Below are 18,590 nucleotides of genomic sequence, written 5' to 3'. Positions count from 1 at the left end.
AGGTGGCGATTATCCTTCACCTCAAGACCAGGAGCGGTTGCATGTGCTTCGAGGTCGAGTACACCGACGAATTCGAGGAGTGGTGGAACTCGCTGGACGAAGACGAGCAGGAGTCGATCGACTCGTCGGTGAGGCTGCTGGAGTTGGCGGGGCCGCGGCTGCCCTTTCCACACAGCTCCGGAGTCAGGGGTTCGCGCCATGGCCACATGCGCGAGCTTCGCGTGCAGCATCGCGGCCGGCCGTTCCGGGTCCTGTACGCTTTCGACCCGCGACGCGTGGCCATGCTCCTCATCGGCGGCGACAAGACGGGCGACGACCGCTGGTACGACCAGTACGTCCCGATCGCCGACGCCCTGTACGACATGCACCTGCGCGAACTTGCGCTGGAGGACGAGCAATGGCGAAGAAGTATGCTGAACTGAGGGCCCGCATGAGCCCCGAGGCGCGCGAGCGGGCGCAGGAGCGCAGCCTGCAGATGCTGCTCGAGATCCCGCTGCACGAGCTGCGTCAGGCGCGCGAGAAGACGCAGCAGGAGATGGCGGCCGCGCTCGGCACCACGCAGGCCAACATCTCGCAGCTGGAGAAGCGCGCGGACATGTACCTGAGCACCCTCCGCCGCTACATCGAGGCGCTCGGTGGCGAGTTGGAGATCACCGCGCGCTTCCCCAGCGGTGAGCTGCGCCTCCTCGGCTTCTCCGACGCGCCGGAGCCGATGGCGGAAAAGGTGGTGGTCTGAAAGACTGGCCCACCTGGAGACGCAGAGCCGCGGGAAGATGGTTCCTCCGTGGCTCTGGGTGAAATCAGCGTTACCGGGATGGCCCGGCGCGGAAGGCGTAGAGGCGCGCGGGGCGGCCGGCGGGCGGGCGGCGCCACTCGTCCAGCGCGACCAGCCCGTCGAGCATCTCGATCTTGCGGCGGAAGTTGCGCTTGTCGAGCGGCTGGCCGAGGATGGCCTCGTACACCGTCTGCAGCTCCGCCAGCGTGAACTTGCGTGGCAGCAGCTCGAATCCCACGGTGGTGTACTCCACCTTCCCGCGCAGCCGCGCGAGCGCCACCTCCACGATGCGCGCGTGGTCGAACGCCAGCGGCTGCGGCAGCCCGGACAGCGGCCACCAGCGCGCCTCCGCCGCGTCCGACCACACCAGCGGCGCCACCCCGTCGGGCGCCATCAGCGCGTAATAGGCCACCGTCACCACGCGTCCGCGCGGGTCGCGGCCGGGGTCGCCGAAGGTGTAGAGCTGCTCGAGGAAGGCCTGCTCCACGCCCGTCTCCTCGCGCAGCTCGCGGAGTGCCGCGGCCTCCAGCGACTCGTCCGCCAGGAGGAAGCCGCCGGGCACCGCCCACTGCCCCCGGAACGGCTCGATCCCCCGCCGCACCAGCAGCACGTGCAGCGCGCCGCCGAGAAGGGTGAATACGACGACGTCCACCGTCACTTCGGGACGCTCGCGCCGCGGCGCCGCCATCTCGCCCGCCTCCGTCGACGTCATCGCCGCACGCCGACGACGAGGCGCGCGCGCTGCTCCGCCGCGCCGATGCGCGCGAAGGCGCCGGACTCGAAGCGCAGGAAGTCGCTCTCCACGCCGTCGCTGAAGATCACCCCCTCGCTCGGCATCTGCGACTGCAGCATCAGCGTCTCCCCCGCGGCGATCCATCCGGCCACGAGCGTGGCGGCGGAGTGGCGGCTCACGAACGGCTCGCGCACGGCGTACATCAGCCGCGAATCCTCCCAGTCCATGCGCACCGGCTCGCCCGCGCGGCCGCCGGTGAGCGAGGCCACGCCGCGCGCCATGTTGAACACCGACGACATCCACCCCGTAGACCCCGCGCCGGTGGAGACGAGCACGCCGCTGGACGACTGCGCCTCCTCCACCTTCCCCGCGCGGATGCGGTAGCGCGCGGAGACGTGGCTGCGCGCGCCGACGAACAGGTCGTTGAACGCCAGCAGCCGCTGCCCGTCGGCCAACCGGGCCTCGGCGAGCGTGACCTCGCGCACCGCCGCCTTCCCTTCCAGCACCGCCTCGACCGCGCGGCGGCACTCCTTCACCTCGAAGGGAAGAAGGATGCCGTCGAAGCGCGCGGGATCGGGGTTCACCGCCACCAGCGGCTGCGCGCCGACGTACTTGGCCACGTTGGCCACGAGCCCGTCCTGTCCGACGGTGACGACCAGGTCGTGCGGGCCGAAGGTGTACGTCGGCACCAGCGCGCGGTCGAGCACCTGGCGCGGCATCCCCAGCTCCAGCGCGCGGTGCAGCTCGGCCAGCGCGCGGCGGTAGGCGTCGTGCTCGTCCGCGTACGCGCCGAAGTCGCCGCCGGCGTGCTCGATGTAGAACTGCGCCTGCGCCCGCGTGTTGAAGCGCTCGACCAGTTCCTCCAGCCGCGTCTTTCGCGTCACCACCACGATCTTCTCGTACATCGCGCCCTCACTTCGCCTTCGGCGCGGCCAGCAGCGACTGCAGCAGGTCGGGGGTGATGTTGAGCGTGCCGATCTGCCGCGCGTTCTCGGCCAGCTCGCGGAAGGCGAGGGCGACCGTTCCCCGTGCGTCGCCGCCGGTGGCCGCGGAGAGGACCTTCCAGTCGGTGCGGCGCAGCGGCTCCAGCACCGCGTCGAGCGCGTAGGCGCGCGCGTCCGCGTCCTTCCGCTCGTTCTCCACCCGCGCGTCGAGGAGCACCGCGCGCTGCTGCTCGACGGAGATGTCGGCGGCCACCTCGGCCTCGCGGATCTGCCGCTGCTTCTCCTGCACGGCCAGCTCGGTGTTCAACTCGCTCTCGCGGATGCGGCGCTCCTGCTCGACGGCGGCGTTGCGGCGGGCGTAGATGGCTTCGTCGGCAGCGCGCTGCAGCCCCTCACGCGCGTCGGCCTCGAGCGCGCGCGCCATCTCCGGCGTGGGCCGCAGCGAGGTGATCACCAGCCCCAGGATCTCCACCCCCAGCATCTGCACGGCCTCGGCGGTGCGCAGCGCGGCCAGCACCTCTGCGGCCACCGCCTCGGAGCTGAGCAGCGCGGTGCGCAGCGGCATGCGCTGGACGACGGCGCGCGCCAGCGTCTGCGTGGTCTGCACCAGGCGGTCGGGGAGCTTGTCGGGATCGTCGGAGGTGTACGCGTGCCCCGCGAGCGGCGACACGGCGTAGTTCAGCAGCTTCGACGCGCGCACCGGGTCGGCGATGCGGTAGGTGAGCTGTCCCTGCAGCGTGACGCTCTGGAAGTCGGCCGTGGTCTCCTGGAACGCGAACGGGATGTCGCCGCTGGCCAGCGGCACCGCCACGATGGTCGAGGCGGGCGCGTAGTAGAAGAACGAGAGCCCGGCGCCCTCGTGCCGGATCCTCCCGTTCTGGTGGTGGATCACGTACGTCGTCGGCCCCGCCTTCATGTACCCGATCATCCGCGCCTCCGATTTAGTGTGCGTGCGACACTAACCAGTTTAGTGTTTCACCAACACTAAGTCAAGGGCGAGATCTCACGCCTTTCTTGCAAGCTGACGTACATCCTCTGAGACTGCTTGATCTCACGCGGAGACGCGGAGACGCGGAGAACACCGCCGCGGTGCTGAGTTCTCCGCGTCTCCGCGGCTCCGCGTGAGGCCATGGATCGTCTGGGGGTGAAAAGAAGAAGTGCCCAGGACGATGCTTCGTCCCAGGCACTTCGATTTTCGCTTCGATCCGATCAACCTGGCGGGAGATAGGGTTCACCGTAGGGCGACACCTCGTCGTCGAGGTCGTCGCGGAGCCAGGTGAAGAGCTGCAGATGGCGGCGGCGCAGGCGGTTGGCGGCCAGGTACGCCTCCTCCTCGGTGGCGCCGAAGCCCTCCCACGCCCATCCCTGCCCGTCGGGCCCGGGTCGCACCCACGGCGACTCGGCGTCGTGCACGCGTGGCGTGCGCCAAGGGTGGCCGAACGGGTCGAGGTAGGTGCCCAGCACCGTCCCCCGGCGGTCGACGACCACGCCGAACGCGCCGCCGTGCGCCCGCCGGCGCCGGCGCATCGCCGCCACCGCGCGCGGGAAGGCGTCGACCGCGAGCACCAGCCCGCAGAGCAGCCCGATGGCCACCACCACGTCCAGCATCAGGTCCTTCATCGCCCTTTCGCCTGCGTCCCTGCGCCGCCGTCGCGGCGGCCGCGCATCTGTGTACAGCCACCGCCGCGCGGCGTTCCCGTGCGCTCCGTACGCGCCGGGAGCGCTCCAGGTTGCACCGCGGCGCGATGCCTGCCGCACGCTGCACAGATGTTTCACGCGGGTCGTCGAGGCAAGAGTTTTGACGTCGGGGCGCGGCAGAGGCGACCCTATACGGCCGTCGGGCGCATGCTTCGGACGTCAGGGCGCGCGGTCGGCGACGCCCTTGAGTCCCGCTTGGCGGGCGCAGTTGGCGCAGCAGAAGATCTCGTTGTTCCCCTCCACCCCGTGCCCGATCACCTTGCAGCCACAGTGCGCGCACACCGGGGCCAGCTTGTGGATGGCGCACTCGAAGCTGTCGAACACGTGCTTCTGCCCCGCCGCGATCACCTCAAACGACAGGTAGTACTCGTTCCCGCACACCTCGCACTTCGCCATCGTCCCCTCCCCCTGTCCCCGATCATCCACCGTTCGCGAGCCGGGGCGCGCGCCGCGCAAAACGTGCCATCCGCGATCCGGATTTGACTCACGCAGAGGGCGCAGAGGACGCAGAGAAGCTCACGACGGCACCGGCTTTTCCTCTGCGACCTCTGCGCCCTCTGCGTGAGACCTGTTTACCTCAGTTTCTCCGCCAGCCAGTCGGCGAGGGTGCCGAGCACCTGCGGCGCCACGTTGTGCGAAGGAAGTCCCGCGTATCCGGCGGGCATGCCGGAGGGATCTGGGACCATCAGGTGATTGAGGCCGGGGAACACGCGCAGGGTGACGTCGCGGTTGCCGCCCGCGCGGATGGCCGCGGCGAGCTCGGGCGCCTGGTCGGCCGTCACCTGCTGGTCCGTCGCCCCCTGGAGGACGAGCACGGGCTGGCGGACGCGGCGGGCGGTGGGGAGCGGGTCGTAGTCGAGGAAGAAGCGCAGCCATGGCGTACGCGCCGCCATCGAGTCCACGATGCGCCACCCCGCGCGCACCACCGAGTCGCGCCGCGCGGCGGAGAGCGAGGTGTCGCGCTCGGCCGGGTTGCGCAGCTGGAACTCGAGGATGCGCCGCCCGGTGCGGCTCGTCCCCGCGATCAGCACCACGGCGCGGACGCGCGGATCGGCCGCCGCCACTATCGGCGCGATGATCCCGCCCTCGCTGTGGCCGAGCAGGGCGATGCGGTCGGGATCGATCTCCGGGCGCGAACGCAGGTATGCGATCCCCGCCGCGATGTCGGAGGCGAAGTCCTGCGAGGTGGCCTGCGTGGGATCGCCCTCGGACGCGCCGTAGCCGCGGTCGTCCATCCGCAGCACGGCGATGCCGCGGCGCGCCAGCGTGTCGGCCATCTGGCGGAACGGGCGGTAGCCGCGCAGGCCGGGGATGGCCTCGTCGCGGTCCTCCTGCCCCGAGCCGGTGATCGTCACCACCGCGGGGACGCGACCGCGGCGCGCGTTCGGCAGCGTCAGCGTCCCCGCCAGCCGGAAGCCGCCGGGGTGCGGGACGCGCACCTCTTCGGCCACGTACGGCGCGCCCGCGGGCGCCGAGTAGTCCGGCGGCGCGGCGCCGACCGGGCGCGCGCCGGCCACGCGCTCGATCGTAAGCCGCTGCGACGGCACCGCGCCGCCCAGCAGCCGCCCCGCCGCGTCGACGCGCAGCCGGGCCTCGACGGCGCCGACCGTCAGCGTCGCGCTGTCGGCGCCCAGCCAGCGCACGCGGGCGGCGAGCGGCTCGGGCATGCCGACGACGAGCACCGTCACCATCGCGCTGTCGCGACCGCCGAGGGCGCGGGCGCGCATCACCGTCTGCTCCATCATCACCGCCGACGGGTTCACGTGCGCCACGGCGCCGCGCGTGCCGTGCACCGTCGTCGTCCGCCCGCCCGCGACCACGGTGACGGCGCTGTCGCCGGCGAAGGTGACGGTGACGTGCTGCAGCGGCCGCGCGGTGTCGGGCGCGGCGAGCGGCCAGGCGCGCATCTCCAGCGACGCCACGGATGCGTCCGCCGCCGTCCGCGCCTCGTAGGCGACGCGCGCGCGGCCCGTCAGGCCAAGCTCGCCCTGGACGCCGGCGGGCGTGCGGGTGAAGCGCTCCACGGCGATCGTATCTCCGCCCACGCGCAGCACGAATGCGCCACGCTCGCCCACCTGCGCCGCGGCGGGCGTCACCATCGTCATCTTCATCCCCACGACGAGCGCGGCGGGGCACCAGCGGTTGAATCTCATCTCACGGCTTCGGTTGACGTGAATCTCCATCACCCCGCGCGCCCGGCGGCTTCGCGGCGGAAGGCGACGTACGAGTAGACGATCGGGATCAGCGACGCGACCGCGAGCGCGCCGATGGACACGTACGGGCAGAACGGCGCGGGGAGGAACGCCCCGAGCGCGGACACGATCCCCGCGGCGACGAAGGTGCGGCCGCCCACGCGGTGCGTCTCGCGCCAGACGCGCTCGCTCTCCAGCGTCCACGGCGTGCGGATCCCCATCCACCAGTTGGAGCGCAGCCGCGGCAGGTAGTTGCCGAGCGCGGTCAGGAACAGCCCCATCCCCAGCAGCATGGCCCGGGGGAGGTCGATGTTCCACCCCAGCGCCACGCCCAGCGACAGCACCATGATCCACGCGACGAAGAGCACGACGATGTTGACGATGAGCCAGAGCACGTCGCGGAACCTGTCCCAGTGCGCGCGGCGCGGGTCGATGCGCGGCAGCACCTCGGTCAGCAGCAGCACCACGCCCGTGGCGATGGCCGGGAAGAGGAACGCGGCGAGGCGCCCGCCCCAGCCGTCGGGCTGCCCCTGCAGGTTCCAGTGCGTGGGGATGCGGTCCGGCAGGCGGGTGTACACGGCGGCCGCGAACACCCACATGGCGGCCAGGAGAATGGCGGTGAAGCGGCGGTTCTTCATGGCTCCCTCCCGGTTCCCAGCAGTTCCATCATCTCCTGCAGGAACTCCTGGAAGACCGTGGTCTCGAGAGAATAGATGAGGTTGCGGCCGTTGCGCTCGGCGCGCACCAGCCCGGCGTCCTTGAGCACCGACAGGTGGTGCGACACCGAGGCGGCGGTCATCGGGAAGCGCGCGGCGATCTCGCCCGCGGCCAGGTCGCCGTGGCGCAGCGCCTTCAGGATCTCGCGGCGCGTGGGATCGGCCAGCGCGCGCATGGTGTTGTCCAGCATCCCGTTCCGGTGCGGCGACGACGTTTAGATGACCGTCTATTAGACGTACGTCTAAATGTTAGGGATGGTTTCACGGCGAGGCAAGGAGATTCGCGCGGAGCCCCTCCCCCCGCGGGACCCTCCCCCCGCGGCTGGGGCCGCGTACCCCCTCCCGATATAACGGGAGGGGGTAACTTCGATCGCGCCGCCGCAGCCAACGGCACACTCAGAAAGTGCGGTGCGACGCGATCGTGGCGGGAAGGCTCGCTCGCGCAACTGCGTGCGCGGCGATGAGTTCTCCCCTCCGCTGCGGAGCGGGGGGAGAGGCCTGCCCAGGCGGGCAGGAAGCCTCCCACTCGAGCCGCCCCCCCTCGCCACGCTGAGGTCTCCCCCTCCCCCAGTCGGTTTTGGGGGAGGGGGCCGGGGGGAGAGGGCTCCGCGCCGGGCGGGCAGGATGTCTCCCTCTCTCACGCGGCCTCTCACGCGGATCGTACCCTCACACCACCGGGACCCCGAACATCACGACGATGGCGACGAGCGCGCTGGCGGCGATCACCGCCAGCGCGGCCCAGCCGGCGGCGCGGACGGCGGTCGCGGGCTCCCAGTGCGGTGTCGCGCCGCCGCGGGGGACGAGCAGCGCACCGATCGCGATCCCCGCCAGCAGGCCGCCGGCGTGCGCGCCGTTGTCGATGAACCGGTATCCGGCCACTCCCATCACCGCGATCCAGCCGATGTCCTGCAGGATCGCCGAGGACAGGCGCTTCGGCAGGAGCGCGCGCCGCCGCAGCGAGAGCGCCAGCGCGAATCCCACCAGCCCCATGATCCCCCCGCTGGCGCCCACCGACGTGGTGTGCGGGAAGACGAGGAACGACCCGGCGTCGCCCGCCAGCGCGGCGAGGAGGAAGACCAGCGGCACGAACGCGCGGTGGGCGTAGCGCTCGACCAGCGTGCCCAGCGCCAGCAGCGCGCCGCCGTTCATCAGCAGGTGCAGGATGTTGCCGTGCAGCAGCGGCGTGGTGAACAGCCGCCACCACTCGCCGGCGCGCACCGCGTCCTTCACCAGCCCCGCCGCGTCGGTCGACGATCCCGGCGACAGCAGCTGCGCGGCCCCGACCAGCGCGACGATCGCCGCCAGCGCCCAGGTGAAGACGGGCCGCCCCGCGCGCGCGGCGGGGAGCGCGCGCATCTCCGCCACCTGCGCGGCGAACGACTCCGGCGTCAGGCGCTTGAGCTGGCGGTACGTCATCACGTGCTGCGCGAGCGTGCTCGCCGACAGCACCAGGAAGATGGCGTTGAACGCCGGAATGCCTTCGCCCGAGGCGAGCACGATCAGGGTGATGACGATCCACGCGCCGAGCATGAAGCCGTAGACCTTCATCTGGTCGCGCACCGCGTCCAGCCGCTGCCGCACGAACGCCGCGAAGAGCCACGGCACCTCCCACGGCTCCACCAGCGCCTCGCCCTCGGGCGTCCACACCAGCTCGGGGAGCGGGGGCTTCTCGCAGCGCTCCACCAGCTGCCGCCGCGTGGCGGCCACGGCCGTGCCGCCGCCCACCCAGCCGTACTCGCTCCAGGGCGGCTTGGGGCCTCCCAGCGCGACATCCCAGAAGGACGACGGGTCGAGCTTCCCGGAACCGAACGAATCGTCGACGTCCAAACGTGGCGCGCGGATCGTGGGGGACGAGAATGGCCCTGCGGCCAGGGGGTCTGACGATCACGAAAGCGGACGCGGCGGTCAAGCCCGGCATCCCGCGCTTGTGATCGCCACGGGGCGCGCGCACATTCGTTCATCCCCCCGACGGACCATCACCCGCGCCCCGCCAGCCCGTGTCCTCCACCGCGCCCGCCGCAGACGCGTCCACGCGCGCCCCATCTCCATCGTCCCGCCCGTCGCTCGTCCGCGGACTGACGCTGCTGGGGACGGTCGCCCTGGTCGTCGGCAACATGGTGGGGACGTCGGTCTACACCCTGCCCGCGTCGCTGGCGCAGGCCACGGGTCCGCTGGGGATCGCCGCGTGGGGGGTGACGGCGGCGGGATACCTCTTCGTCGCCCTCGTCTACGCCAGCCTGGGCACGCGCTATCCGCTCACCGGCGGCCCGTACGTGTTCGCGCGCGAGGCGTTCGGCGAGTACGCGGGGTTCCAGGCGGTGTGGAGCTACTGGATCAGCTGCGTGGTGGGCAACGCGGGGATCGTGACGGCGGTGGTGGGCTACGCGGTGGGCTTCTCGCCGACGCTGGCGGAGAGCACGGTGCTGCAGTTCGCGCTGGCGCAGGCGCTGCTCTGGGGGCTGTGCCTGCTGAACGTGATCGGGGTGAAGCAGAGCGCGCGGCTGCAGATCGCGGTGATGTTCACCAGCGCCATCCCCATGCTCCTCGTCTCGCTGGCGATGCTGCCGTACGCGAAGGCGGCGCACTTCACCCCGTTCGCGCCGCACGGGATCGGCTCGCTGGCGGCGGGGGCGGCGCTGGTGGTGTGGGCGTACGCCGGCGTGGAGTCCGCGACCGTCCCCGCCGAGGAGGTGCAGTCGCCCGGCCGCACCATCCGCCGCGGCACGCTGCTCGGATACGGCGTCGCGACCTGCATCTTCCTCGTCGCGGCGATCGCGGTGACCGGCGCGCTGCCGAACGCGGAGATCGCGGCCAGCGCGCGGCCCATCGCCGTGGCCGCGGGGCGGACGCTGGGGCCGTGGGCGGAAGTGCTGATCGGCGTGTTCGCGATGGCGGCGGGGATCGGGACGCTGAACGGGTGGATCCTGATGTCGGGGCGGGTCCCCTTCACCGCCGCGCAGGACGGCATCTTCTTCCGCGCGCTGGGACGGGTCCACCCACGCTTCCGCACGCCGCACGTGGGGCTGATCGCGGGGACGGCGGTCGCCAGCGCCATGCTGCTGCTCTACTTCGCCAGGCCGCTGCTGGGCGTGTTCAACTTCATCGTGCTGCTGGCGGTGCTCACCACCCTCGTCCCCCACCTCTACGCCGCCGCGGCGGAGATGATGCTGGCCCGCCGCGACCCCGCGCGCTACACGCCGCGCGAGCGGCGCCGCGCGCAGATCGCAGGCGGCGTCGCCTTCGTCTTCGTCCTCTACACCGTCTACGGCGTGGGCGCGGAGGTGGTGCTCTGGGGGTTCCTCGTCCTCCTGGCCGGCACCCCGCTCTACATCTTCTTCGCCACGCGTACGGCCGAAAAGAATCAGTGAAATCACACGGAGGAAATGGAGGGAACGGAGGACTGACCTGAGTTCCTCCGTTCCCTCCGTGTGATTCAATTCTGTTGTATCAGGTGCCGCTGTCTGCTTCGTTCGCCAGATCAAAATGAGTGACGATGGTTCGGGCAGCGTCGGCGGGGCTCGCGGCATCCGTATCGACCGTCAGGCAATTCGCGCGGGGGAGCGGGACCAGGTTCCAGCGGGACAGGCATCGGTCCAGCCCTTCCTTCGATGCCACCTTCCTCCTCGCGACCCGGTCCGCCGAGCCGACGCGTTCCTCGAGCGTCTCCCGAGAACACGTGAGGAAGACGGGGAGCAGGACTCCGCCATGCCGCGCAATCACCCGCTCGAAATCCTCCACGAGCGCGAGGTCTTTTGGATGCGAATAACACGCGGTCTGCACCACCAGTCCGACGCCGTGCTGCGCGGCCTTCTCCAGGGCGACCAGGCGGGAGGCGTGGACAAGATCCCAGAATCCCGGCCCATCGAAGTCGATCACGCTCCTGGCGAAGTCCACGGCCACGTGGTTGTCGAACAGGCGGCCGCCGGTGAGCTGGACGACCGCCTCGGCGACCGTGCGTTTCCCGGACGCGGGCGCTCCGTGGAGAAAGAGCAGCTTCATCGGTCGTTCACCGTGCGGGTATACCAGGTCCGGGTGAAGTATTGGTGCGTCCAACCGGATCTCGTGCTGACGCGATTTATAGATCCTTCGGCCTGCAAATGCCCGCGCAGACGCTGATTACGGTCTGGCCGGCCTCAGGATGACGTCGGGGTGGGATCGGTCCGGATGCATCAACCAGATGCCGGATTTCGTATACGCATTCTACGGAGGAGCGGCGCGGAAGATTCCGGCTCTGCCATGAAGAAACGGAGGCAGGGGAGATCGATTCGATCTCCCCTGCCTCCGTCTTGACCTCTCCCGCCGTCCGGATCAGCCGGGCTCGACGGTGCCGGGGACGGCGAAGTAGCGCTCCGGCCCGGCGAGACGCGCCTGGAAGCGGATGCGGTCGCCCGGGCTGGGCGGCGCCTGCCCCGCGTCCAGCGGCAGCGTGACCGTGATCGACTCGCCGCGCCGCTCTTCGAGGAGATTGGCGAAGCCCGGCACGGAGTCGGCCTGCTCCACCCGCAGCGTCACGGAGGCCGCTCCGGCGTCGCCGTCCACGCGCTCCACGACGCCGCCGAGCGCCGTGCGGTTCTCGATCACCTGCACCATCCGCCGCCTCCGTGCCGGGAGTCCAGGGCGCCGCTCACGAGCTCGACGCCACGATCGGGATGTCGCCCACCTCCACCGTGTCCGGGGCGCTGCCCACGCCCAGCGCGTCCTCGACCGCGGCCAGGCGGTCCTCCACGCTGTCGCGCCACCCCTCGTCGCCGTCCGCATGGCCGCCGTCGCGGCCCGCGCCGATGGCATGGTACAGCTCCACCACCAGCTCGCGCACCTCCTCCGTCACGCCGGCGCCCGCGTGCCCGCCCTGCGCCTCGGCCCCGAACAGCCGGAAGCGGCGGCGCGGCGGCGCGGTGCCCGAGCGCACCGACACCTTCGCGCTCATCACCGGCCCCGGCGCGGAGATGGCGGTGAGCGCCACGCCGGTGGCCACGTTGTTGTACGACTTGGTGTTCGGCGTGGTGGCCCCGGTCAGCTGCGAGTTGCCGGCCGAACCGGGGAAGGGGTCGCCGGCGTCGCCGCGGTTGCGGCCGGCGTTCAGGTCGCCGCGGCCGTCGGCCTGCAGCAGCCCCACCTTGGGGTGCCGCTCGTCGTCGTTGGTGGCCACGGCGTCGTCCACGTGGTACACCAGCAGCCCGTCGCCGGGGAGCTGCCGGTCGAACAGCTTGCGCTGCCGGTTCTCCACCAGGAAGTACTCGTTCCCCACCGCGCCGTCCTTCCACAGCCGGTACACGGTGCGGGCGGACTTGACGTCGGAGATGGAGAGCGTGGCGTCGGCCGTCTGGTTGAGCACCTTCACCCACGCCTGCTGCGCCTTGCACCAGGCCGACGGGTGCGCGGGGATGTCGCCGCCGCCGTTCCAGCTGCCGCCCGCCATCAGGCACCAGTTGCCCAGCCCCTCCGACGAGCCGTCGGTGTCGTACAGGTCGGGCCAGCCGAACAGCAGGTGCCCCAGCTCGTGGCAGCACACGCCCAGCCGCGCGTCCTCGGGCACCGTCAGGTAGGCGTAGATGCGCGTGCCGTCGGCGTTGTACTCGCCGCGCGCCAGCACCCACTTGTGCGACCAGATGTCGCCGCTGCGGCCGGTGACCTCGGCGCCCGCGCCGGCGTGCACCACGATGAAGGCGTCGACGAAGCCGTTGCCGTCGTTGTCGTACGGCTTGAAGTCGACGTCGCGGTTGGCCGCCTCGGCGGCGTCGCGCGCCATGGTGCGCGCGTTCGGCTCGGCCGTGCCCATCCCCGAGGCGCCGTGCGCGTACTCGGACAGGCGGCGGGGAAGGCGGTACGGCCCCACCACCTCGCCGATCACGTCCACCGCCCCGCCGCTGACCTCGGCGAAGTAGTCGTGCACGCTGCGCCCGGTGCCGCGGGCGAAGAACAGCTCCTCGAAGTGCGCCTTCCCGTGCGAGGCGTCGAGCTTCTTGTCCGCGAACTCGACGAGCACCACCACCACGCGCAGGGCGCCCCGCAGCGGCGCGCGCTCCAGCGCCGCGCTGCGCACCGCCTGCAGCGGGGTGCCCGCCGGAAAGCGGTCGCCCGGCAGGATCAGGCCGTCGTTCAGGCCGGGACGGTCGGGGTGGCCGGCGCGGAGCAGCGGCGCCAGGTCCGGCGCCACCTCGCGCACCTTCTCCAACTCCGAGTCGATCTTCTGCCGCAGCTTCGGGTGCGGCGGGATCATGCAGAGGTCGTGGGGGGCATGGCAGCGGTGCATGGGGAACCTCCAGGGGAAGGGAGATGGGGCGTGGCCGGAATCGCCGGTGCGGCAATCCCGGTGAACGGATCTGAGGGCCGGGGCGGGAAGATTTTCCCGTGGTGGACCGGCCCGGAGAGGCGGCGCGTGCGCCGTCAGCATCCATGATGCACGACGGGATGGAGAAACGCACGCAAACTTTTGTGTGGTGAATTGTCTCCAGCGGCGCGGACTGCCGGAGAGGATTTACGCCGGTCGCGTCTCACAATCTTGATGTCATCTCCGGATCAACTGTGCATGGGGAAGTGAATGTCATTCCGAAGGCGCTGCGCCGCCCTGTCCTTCAATGCCGTAGCTGTGGCGCCTGAGGAATCTGTGGCCGGCTCCCGAGCCACAGGCCGCCTGTCGCTCGGACGCATGCCACAGTTTCCTCGGGCGCCGCCTGGCATCAGCGCGATTGAAGGTTCGGAGCAGCGGCGCCGCTCGGAATGACAGTTCGATCGGAATGCACAATCAATTGCGGCAGCCAGTATTCATCGGAGGGCACGGAGATCACAGACTTCAGGATGAGCTGTCGCCGGACTGGATGGGGATGGTGAAGAAGAAGGTGCTGCCTCGGCCCGGCGAGCTGTCCACCCAGATCCGCCCGCCGTGTGCCTCCACGATCCCCTTGGCGATGGCCAGGCCGAGGCCCAGGCCGGCGCCGCGCTTCCCCTGCCAGAAGCGCTCGAACAGCCGCGGCAGGTCGTGCGGGGCCACGCCCGGCCCGGTGTCGGCCACGTAGAAGCCCACCGCGTCGCCGCTGCGGGCGGCGCCGACGGTGATCGAGCCGCCGCCGGGGGTGAACTTCAGCGCGTTCCCCAGCAGGTTGCTGAGCACCTGCAGCAGCCGCGCGCGGTCCGCCCGCACGTCGGGAACGTCGGCCGCGGCGTCCACCACCAGCGCGATCCCCTTCTCCGCCGCCAGTCCGTCGTACATCTCCGCCGCGGCGCGCATGGCCTTGGACGTCTCCACGCGGTCCAGGTGCAGCACGCGCGCGCCCGACTCCAGCGCCACCACCTCCACCAGGTCGTGGATCAGCGCGCCCATCTGCTCGGCGGCGTTGCGGATGGTGCGCACCTGCTGGCGCTCGCGCGCGCTCCAGCGCTCGGTGTCGCTGTACTCGTCGAGGATGATGCTGGCCAGCAGCACCGCGTTCAGCGGGTTGCGCAGGTCGTGGCTGACCACCGCCAGCACCTCCTCGCGGGCGCGGCTGGCCGCGCGCGCCGACTCGTACAGCCGCACGTTGTCCACCGCCAGCGCGGCGCGCCGCGCCAGCTCCATCACCAGCGCCAGGTCGTCGGCGTCGTACGCCTCGCCGCCGCGGACCAGGGTCACGGCGCCCAGCGTGCGCCCACGCGCCTGCATCGGCGCCACCACGGCCCAGGCGGCGCCCATCTCCCGCGCGGCATCGCGCTGCGCTGCGTCGGGGAACGACGCCGCCAGCACGTCGTCGGTTCCCTCCAGCAGCGCCGGCACGCCGGTCCGCATCGCCACCGCCACGGGGTTGGGCCCGGCAGGGTCGAGGGGGACGCGGCGCAGCAGCTCGGCCAGGGCGTCGCTGCGCTCCGGCCGCGCGTGGGCGATGCCGCAGGCGCCGAGGCGCCCCTCGTCGTGCAGGTGCACCACGCACCAGTCCGCCATCTCCTCGGCCACCGCGCGGGCCAGGCCTCCCAGGATGGCCTCCACGTCCAGCTCGCCGGCCAGCGCCTCGCCCGCGGCGGCCAGCACGCGCTCGCCCTGCTCGCGGCGGTGGCGCTCCTCCACGTCGTGGAAGAACACCGACAGCCCGTCGCCCGTGGGAAAGGCGTGCACCTCGAACCAGCGGCCCAGCTGGCGCGACCGCATCTCCACCCGCTCGGCGCTGCGCTGCTCCATTGCGCGGCGCAGCGCGGGCGCGGCCTCCGAATCGGCGGCGGTGGGGAAGACCTCCCAGAGCGTGCGCCCCAGCATGGAGCCGCGCTCGCGCCCCCACAGCCGCTCGGCCACGCCGTTCACGTAGGTCAGCCGCCACTCGGGGTCCAGCGCGTAGAAGGCGTCGGACGTGGCCTCGAGCACGGCGGCCAGGCGCGCGTGCGCCTCCTCGGCCGCGCGGCGGGCGGCGTGCTCGGCGGCGGCGCGGCGCTCGGCCTCGTCCGCGCGCCGGCGCTCGGTGATGTCGCGCAGGAGCCAGCGCAGCACAGGGCCGTCGAGCCCCGGCCGCGCCTCGGCCTCGACGGTGCACGCCACGCGCACCGGGTCGCCGTCGCGCGGCACGAGCGTCACCTCGAACGCCTCGATGCGGTGCCCGCGCGCGGCGCGGTTCACCTGCTCGCGGAAGGCGCGCAGCTCGTCGCGGTCCACGAACACGCTCAGCGGCTTGCCGGCGAACGCGCGCCCGGCGATCCCCAGCAGCGAGGCCGCGGCGCGGTTGGCCTCGCGCACGGTGGCGTCGGGGCCGGTCACCAGGTAGGGGTCGGGGGCGAAGTGGAAGAGGTCGGCGTAGCGCTGACGCTCGGCCTCCAGCATCAGCTGGCTGGCGACGAGGCTCTCGTTCTGCGCGTGCAGCTCCTCGTCGCTCACCTCCAGCTCCTCGAGGGCCACGAGCAGCTCCTCCAGCACCTCGCGTCCCACCGGATCGGTGGTGAGCCCGGCCTCCTCCATGCGCCGGCGGAGGTCGGCCACGCGCCCGCGGGCGTCGGTGATCTGCGTGCGGAGGGGAGATTCGGGCGACATGCACCCAGCTTTGGTCTTTGATGGTGGGGGCAAGGCTGACCTCATGCGGCCCCAGCAATCGCCACACCTGCCACGGAGCAGCGTAGACGCATGGAATGCGCCCGCCGCGGGGCGTCCCGGGCGTTGCGGTGGTGCCTCGGACGCGGCGCCTGCGCCGCGTCAGCAGCCGAGTGGGAGGCTGCTTCCGTGTGGGGGCGACGTCGCACGCGAGCGGCGTCGGCCCGGCCTCGCGCCAGGGAGATTCCGGCGGCCACAACCGGTTACGATGTCAGGAGTTGCAATATAAGGAGGAAACACCCGGTCCGCTATCGGATTGCACGTCTGGTCCTGGCATCGCTGAATCTCACGCGGAGACGCGGAGGCGCGGAGAACTGATGGCATGGGACGATTCGCATCGTGGTCGGCGAGATTGGGGGATTGGGGGATTGGATTGGGACCATTTCTCGGGGTTCACCGTGCATTCCGATGTTCCTGAACTGAAGAATCTCACACGGAGGGAACGGAGGGAACGGAGGAACTGAACGCGATCGGAATTCCTCCGTTACCTCCGTTTCCTCCGTGTGAGTCATTCTTTTGAAGATGCCGGAATACACACCGAATCCTCGGAATTGGTATGAGATCAGGGATTGGAGATGAAATCGAAAGTGCACCTCGATGGATGCGCCGCATCGGTCCGCACCGCATCCCCCGCGATTCGTCCCCTGGATGGAAGGAATCGCGGGCGGATGGGTACATCGACGGTCCCCCGCGGGTGGACGGATCGCCCGCGGCGCCGCATTCTGTACCACCGTCCGTCTCCCACACGCTCGCATGAACGCACCGATGCGCCGAATCGCCCTGCTCGCCTCACTCCTGCTCGCCGTGCCGGCCGCCGCCCAGGCGCAGCCGCCGCGCGCGTTCACCCACGCCGACTCGCTGCGCGGCTCCATCGGCCCCGCCCGCGCGTGGTGGGATGCGACGTTCTACGACCTGCACGTGAAGGTGAGCCCCGCCGACAGCAGCATCAGCGGGTGGAACGGCATCACCTACCGCGCCCTCCAGCCCGGCCGCGAGATGCAGATCGACCTGCAGACGCCGCTGGTGGCCGACAGCATCGTGCAGGACGGGCACCGCCTGACCTTCCGCCGCGACGGCAACGCCTTCTTCGTCACCCTCCCCGCCGAGCAGCGCGCGGGGGCCACGAACACGCTCCGCTTCTACTATCACGGCAAGCCGCGCGCGGCCCGGCACGCGCCGTGGGACGGCGGCTTCGTGTGGGGCGCGGACAGCACCGGCGCGACATGGATCGCCACCGCGGTGCAGGGGCTGGGCGCCAGCGCGTGGTGGCCCACCAAGGACACCCAGGCCGACGAGCCGGACAGCCAGCGCGTGGCCATCAACGTCCCGCGGGGGATGGCCGACATCTCCAACGGACGGCTGCGCGCCACCCGCCCCGAGCGCGACGGCTCGACCACCTACGAGTGGTTCATCTCCAGCCCCATCAACAACTACGACATCGCCGTCAACGCGGGGAGGTACGCGCACTTCTCCGACACCTACGCGGGCGAGGGCGGCACGCTGACGCTGGACTACTGGCCGCTGGCGTACCATCTCGAGGTCGCCCGGCGCCAGTTCTCGCAGGTCAAGCCGATGCTGAAGTGCTTCGAGCACTGGTTCGGCCCGTTCCCCTGGTACCAGGACGGCTACAAGCTGGTGGAAACGCCGCACCTGGGGATGGAGCACCAGAGCGCGGTGGCGTACGGCAACCGCTACGTGAACGGCTACATGGGGCGCGACCTGTCGCAGACCGGGCGGGGGCTGCAGTGGGATTTCATCATCGTGCACGAGAGCGCGCACGAGTGGTGGGGCAACAGCATCACCAGCAAGGACCTGGCGGACATGTGGGTGCACGAGTCGTTCGCCAACTACGCCGAGGGGCTGTACACCGAGTGCCAGCAGGGGAAGGACGCCGGCGCCGAGTACGTGATCGGCACGCGCGCCTCCATCCAGAACGACGTGCCCATCGTGGCGCCGTTCGGGGTGAACGCCGAGGGCTCGGGCGACATGTACTACAAGGGCGGCAACATGCTGCACACCATCCGCCAGATCATCGGCGACGACGAGAAGTGGCGGGGGATCCTGCGCAGCCTGCAGTCCACCTTCCGCCACCAGACCGTCACCGGGATGCAGGTCCGCGACTACATCAGCCGCCAGTCGGGGATCGACCTCTCGAAGGTCTTCCAGCAGTACCTGGAGACGACGCGGGTGCCGGTGCTGGAGTACCGGATCTCCGGCTCCGCGCTGCGCTACCGGTGGGCGAACGTGGTCCCCGGCTTCGACATGCCCGTGAAGGCGCGCGTCACCGGCACGGGGATGACGATGCTCCGCCCGACCACCGAGTGGCAGACCACGCGGTTCGGCCTGGCGAGCCCCACCGACTTCGCCGTCGACCACAACTTCTACGTCGAGACGCGGCCGGTCACGCAGTAGCAGAGCGGCAGGATCAGATGCCAAACGGCCGGAGCGGCAAGCAAAAGCTTGACGCTTCGGCCGTTCTTCGGTAGCGT

At 71.1% G+C, this 18,590-nt stretch carries 17 protein-coding genes; 4 read left to right on the top strand and 13 right to left on the bottom strand.

All coding sequences use genetic code 11. The annotated features are described in order from the left end of the window. The first annotated feature begins 41 nt into the window (after nt 1-41). Both VF092_31450 and VF092_31445 read left to right on the top strand, forming a co-directional pair. Entirely contained in the window at nt 42-422 is a 381-nt protein-coding gene (locus VF092_31450) for a type II toxin-antitoxin system RelE/ParE family toxin (GenBank protein HEX6751853.1), read from the top strand. Between the two features lie 8 nt (nt 423-430). Next, a complete protein-coding gene (locus tag VF092_31445; protein ID HEX6751852.1) occupies nt 431-736 on the top strand; it encodes an XRE family transcriptional regulator in 306 nt (101 codons plus the stop codon). 70 nt (nt 737-806) lie between these two features. Here VF092_31445 and VF092_31440 read toward each other — a convergent pair whose 3' ends face one another. The 9 genes from VF092_31440 to VF092_31400 form a co-directional block, all read right to left on the bottom strand. Then, nucleotides 807-1,487, bottom strand: coding sequence for an NUDIX domain-containing protein (locus VF092_31440; protein ID HEX6751851.1), 681 nt, complete (start codon nt 1,485-1,487; stop codon nt 807-809). Next, nucleotides 1,484-2,413 carry a hypothetical protein gene (locus VF092_31435; GenBank protein HEX6751850.1) on the bottom strand — a complete coding sequence of 310 codons (930 nt, stop codon included), beginning with the start codon at nt 2,411-2,413 and terminating at the stop codon, nt 1,484-1,486. The genes VF092_31440 and VF092_31435 overlap by 4 nt, the downstream gene beginning before the upstream one ends. A gap of 7 nt (nt 2,414-2,420) precedes the next feature. After that, complete coding sequence (locus tag VF092_31430) at nt 2,421-3,380, bottom strand: SPFH domain-containing protein (protein ID HEX6751849.1); 960 nt, start codon at nt 3,378-3,380, stop codon at nt 2,421-2,423. Between the two features lie 281 nt (nt 3,381-3,661). Further along, nucleotides 3,662-4,072 (bottom strand): hypothetical protein, encoded by a 411-nt coding sequence (locus tag VF092_31425; GenBank protein ID HEX6751848.1) that lies wholly within the window; start codon nt 4,070-4,072, stop codon nt 3,662-3,664. 237 nt (nt 4,073-4,309) lie between these two features. After that, nucleotides 4,310-4,546, bottom strand: a complete 237-nt coding sequence (locus VF092_31420) for a hypothetical protein (protein ID HEX6751847.1) — start codon at nt 4,544-4,546, stop codon at nt 4,310-4,312. A 176-nt stretch (nt 4,547-4,722) separates the two neighbouring features. Next, nucleotides 4,723-6,303: an alpha/beta fold hydrolase gene (locus tag VF092_31415; protein ID HEX6751846.1), complete on the bottom strand. Its 1,581-nt coding sequence runs from the start codon at nt 6,301-6,303 to the stop codon at nt 4,723-4,725. Between the two features lie 29 nt (nt 6,304-6,332). Beyond that, complete coding sequence (locus VF092_31410; GenBank protein ID HEX6751845.1) at nt 6,333-6,980, bottom strand: SdpI family protein; 648 nt, start codon at nt 6,978-6,980, stop codon at nt 6,333-6,335. Further along, a complete protein-coding gene (locus tag VF092_31405) occupies nt 6,977-7,249 on the bottom strand; it encodes an autorepressor SdpR family transcription factor (GenBank protein ID HEX6751844.1) in 273 nt (90 codons plus the stop codon). Before VF092_31405 ends, VF092_31410 begins: the two co-directional genes overlap by 4 nt. A gap of 475 nt (nt 7,250-7,724) precedes the next feature. Further along, nucleotides 7,725-8,885: a rhomboid family intramembrane serine protease gene (locus VF092_31400; protein ID HEX6751843.1), complete on the bottom strand. Its 1,161-nt coding sequence runs from the start codon at nt 8,883-8,885 to the stop codon at nt 7,725-7,727. Nucleotides 8,886-9,055: 170 nt separating this feature from the next. On the opposite strand from VF092_31400, the gene VF092_31395 reads away from it, so the two are divergent. Then, complete coding sequence (locus VF092_31395; GenBank protein HEX6751842.1) at nt 9,056-10,426, top strand: amino acid permease; 1,371 nt, start codon at nt 9,056-9,058, stop codon at nt 10,424-10,426. Between the two features lie 79 nt (nt 10,427-10,505). Here VF092_31395 and VF092_31390 read toward each other — a convergent pair whose 3' ends face one another. From VF092_31390 to VF092_31375, 4 genes are all read right to left on the bottom strand, one after another. Next, complete coding sequence (locus VF092_31390) at nt 10,506-11,057, bottom strand: hypothetical protein (protein ID HEX6751841.1); 552 nt, start codon at nt 11,055-11,057, stop codon at nt 10,506-10,508. Nucleotides 11,058-11,366: 309 nt separating this feature from the next. Continuing rightward, entirely contained in the window at nt 11,367-11,648 is a 282-nt protein-coding gene (locus tag VF092_31385) for a hypothetical protein (protein HEX6751840.1), read from the bottom strand. Nucleotides 11,649-11,682: 34 nt separating this feature from the next. After that, on the bottom strand, nt 11,683-13,311 hold the full coding sequence (locus VF092_31380) for a M6 family metalloprotease domain-containing protein (GenBank protein HEX6751839.1): 1,629 nt from the start codon (nt 13,309-13,311) through the stop codon (nt 11,683-11,685). Between the two features lie 540 nt (nt 13,312-13,851). After that, a complete protein-coding gene (locus tag VF092_31375) occupies nt 13,852-16,044 on the bottom strand; it encodes an ATP-binding protein (GenBank protein HEX6751838.1) in 2,193 nt (730 codons plus the stop codon). 822 nt (nt 16,045-16,866) lie between these two features. Between VF092_31375 and VF092_31370 the strand changes: the two genes are divergently transcribed. Next, nucleotides 16,867-18,513: a M1 family metallopeptidase gene (locus VF092_31370; protein HEX6751837.1), complete on the top strand. Its 1,647-nt coding sequence runs from the start codon at nt 16,867-16,869 to the stop codon at nt 18,511-18,513. Nucleotides 18,514-18,590 lie beyond the last annotated feature (77 nt).

Origin of the sequence: Longimicrobium sp. (genome assembly GCA_036377595.1) — a bacterium.
Taxonomy (GTDB): domain Bacteria; phylum Gemmatimonadota; class Gemmatimonadetes; order Longimicrobiales; family Longimicrobiaceae; genus Longimicrobium.
The sequence above is the reverse complement of the archived record's forward strand: the minus strand, read 5'-3'. Positions and strand labels throughout refer to the sequence as shown.

Coding starts and splice junctions, on each gene's coding strand:
- VF092_31405 (HEX6751844.1), bottom strand. CDS start 7,249: ATGCTGGACAACACCATGCGCGCGCTGGCCGATCCCACGCGCCGCGAG.
- VF092_31435 (HEX6751850.1), bottom strand. CDS start 2,413: ATGTACGAGAAGATCGTGGTGGTGACGCGAAAGACGCGGCTGGAGGAA.
- VF092_31390 (HEX6751841.1), bottom strand. CDS start 11,057: ATGAAGCTGCTCTTTCTCCACGGAGCGCCCGCGTCCGGGAAACGCACG.
- VF092_31425 (HEX6751848.1), bottom strand. CDS start 4,072: ATGAAGGACCTGATGCTGGACGTGGTGGTGGCCATCGGGCTGCTCTGC.
- VF092_31370 (HEX6751837.1), top strand. CDS start 16,867: ATGCGCCGAATCGCCCTGCTCGCCTCACTCCTGCTCGCCGTGCCGGCC.
- VF092_31450 (HEX6751853.1), top strand. CDS start 42: ATGTGCTTCGAGGTCGAGTACACCGACGAATTCGAGGAGTGGTGGAAC.
- VF092_31375 (HEX6751838.1), bottom strand. CDS start 16,044: ATGTCGCCCGAATCTCCCCTCCGCACGCAGATCACCGACGCCCGCGGG.
- VF092_31380 (HEX6751839.1), bottom strand. CDS start 13,311: ATGCACCGCTGCCATGCCCCCCACGACCTCTGCATGATCCCGCCGCAC.
- VF092_31430 (HEX6751849.1), bottom strand. CDS start 3,380: ATGATCGGGTACATGAAGGCGGGGCCGACGACGTACGTGATCCACCAC.
- VF092_31420 (HEX6751847.1), bottom strand. CDS start 4,546: ATGGCGAAGTGCGAGGTGTGCGGGAACGAGTACTACCTGTCGTTTGAG.
- VF092_31410 (HEX6751845.1), bottom strand. CDS start 6,980: ATGAAGAACCGCCGCTTCACCGCCATTCTCCTGGCCGCCATGTGGGTG.
- VF092_31445 (HEX6751852.1), top strand. CDS start 431: ATGAGCCCCGAGGCGCGCGAGCGGGCGCAGGAGCGCAGCCTGCAGATG.
- VF092_31415 (HEX6751846.1), bottom strand. CDS start 6,303: ATGAGATTCAACCGCTGGTGCCCCGCCGCGCTCGTCGTGGGGATGAAG.
- VF092_31440 (HEX6751851.1), bottom strand. CDS start 1,487: ATGACGTCGACGGAGGCGGGCGAGATGGCGGCGCCGCGGCGCGAGCGT.
- VF092_31385 (HEX6751840.1), bottom strand. CDS start 11,648: ATGGTGCAGGTGATCGAGAACCGCACGGCGCTCGGCGGCGTCGTGGAG.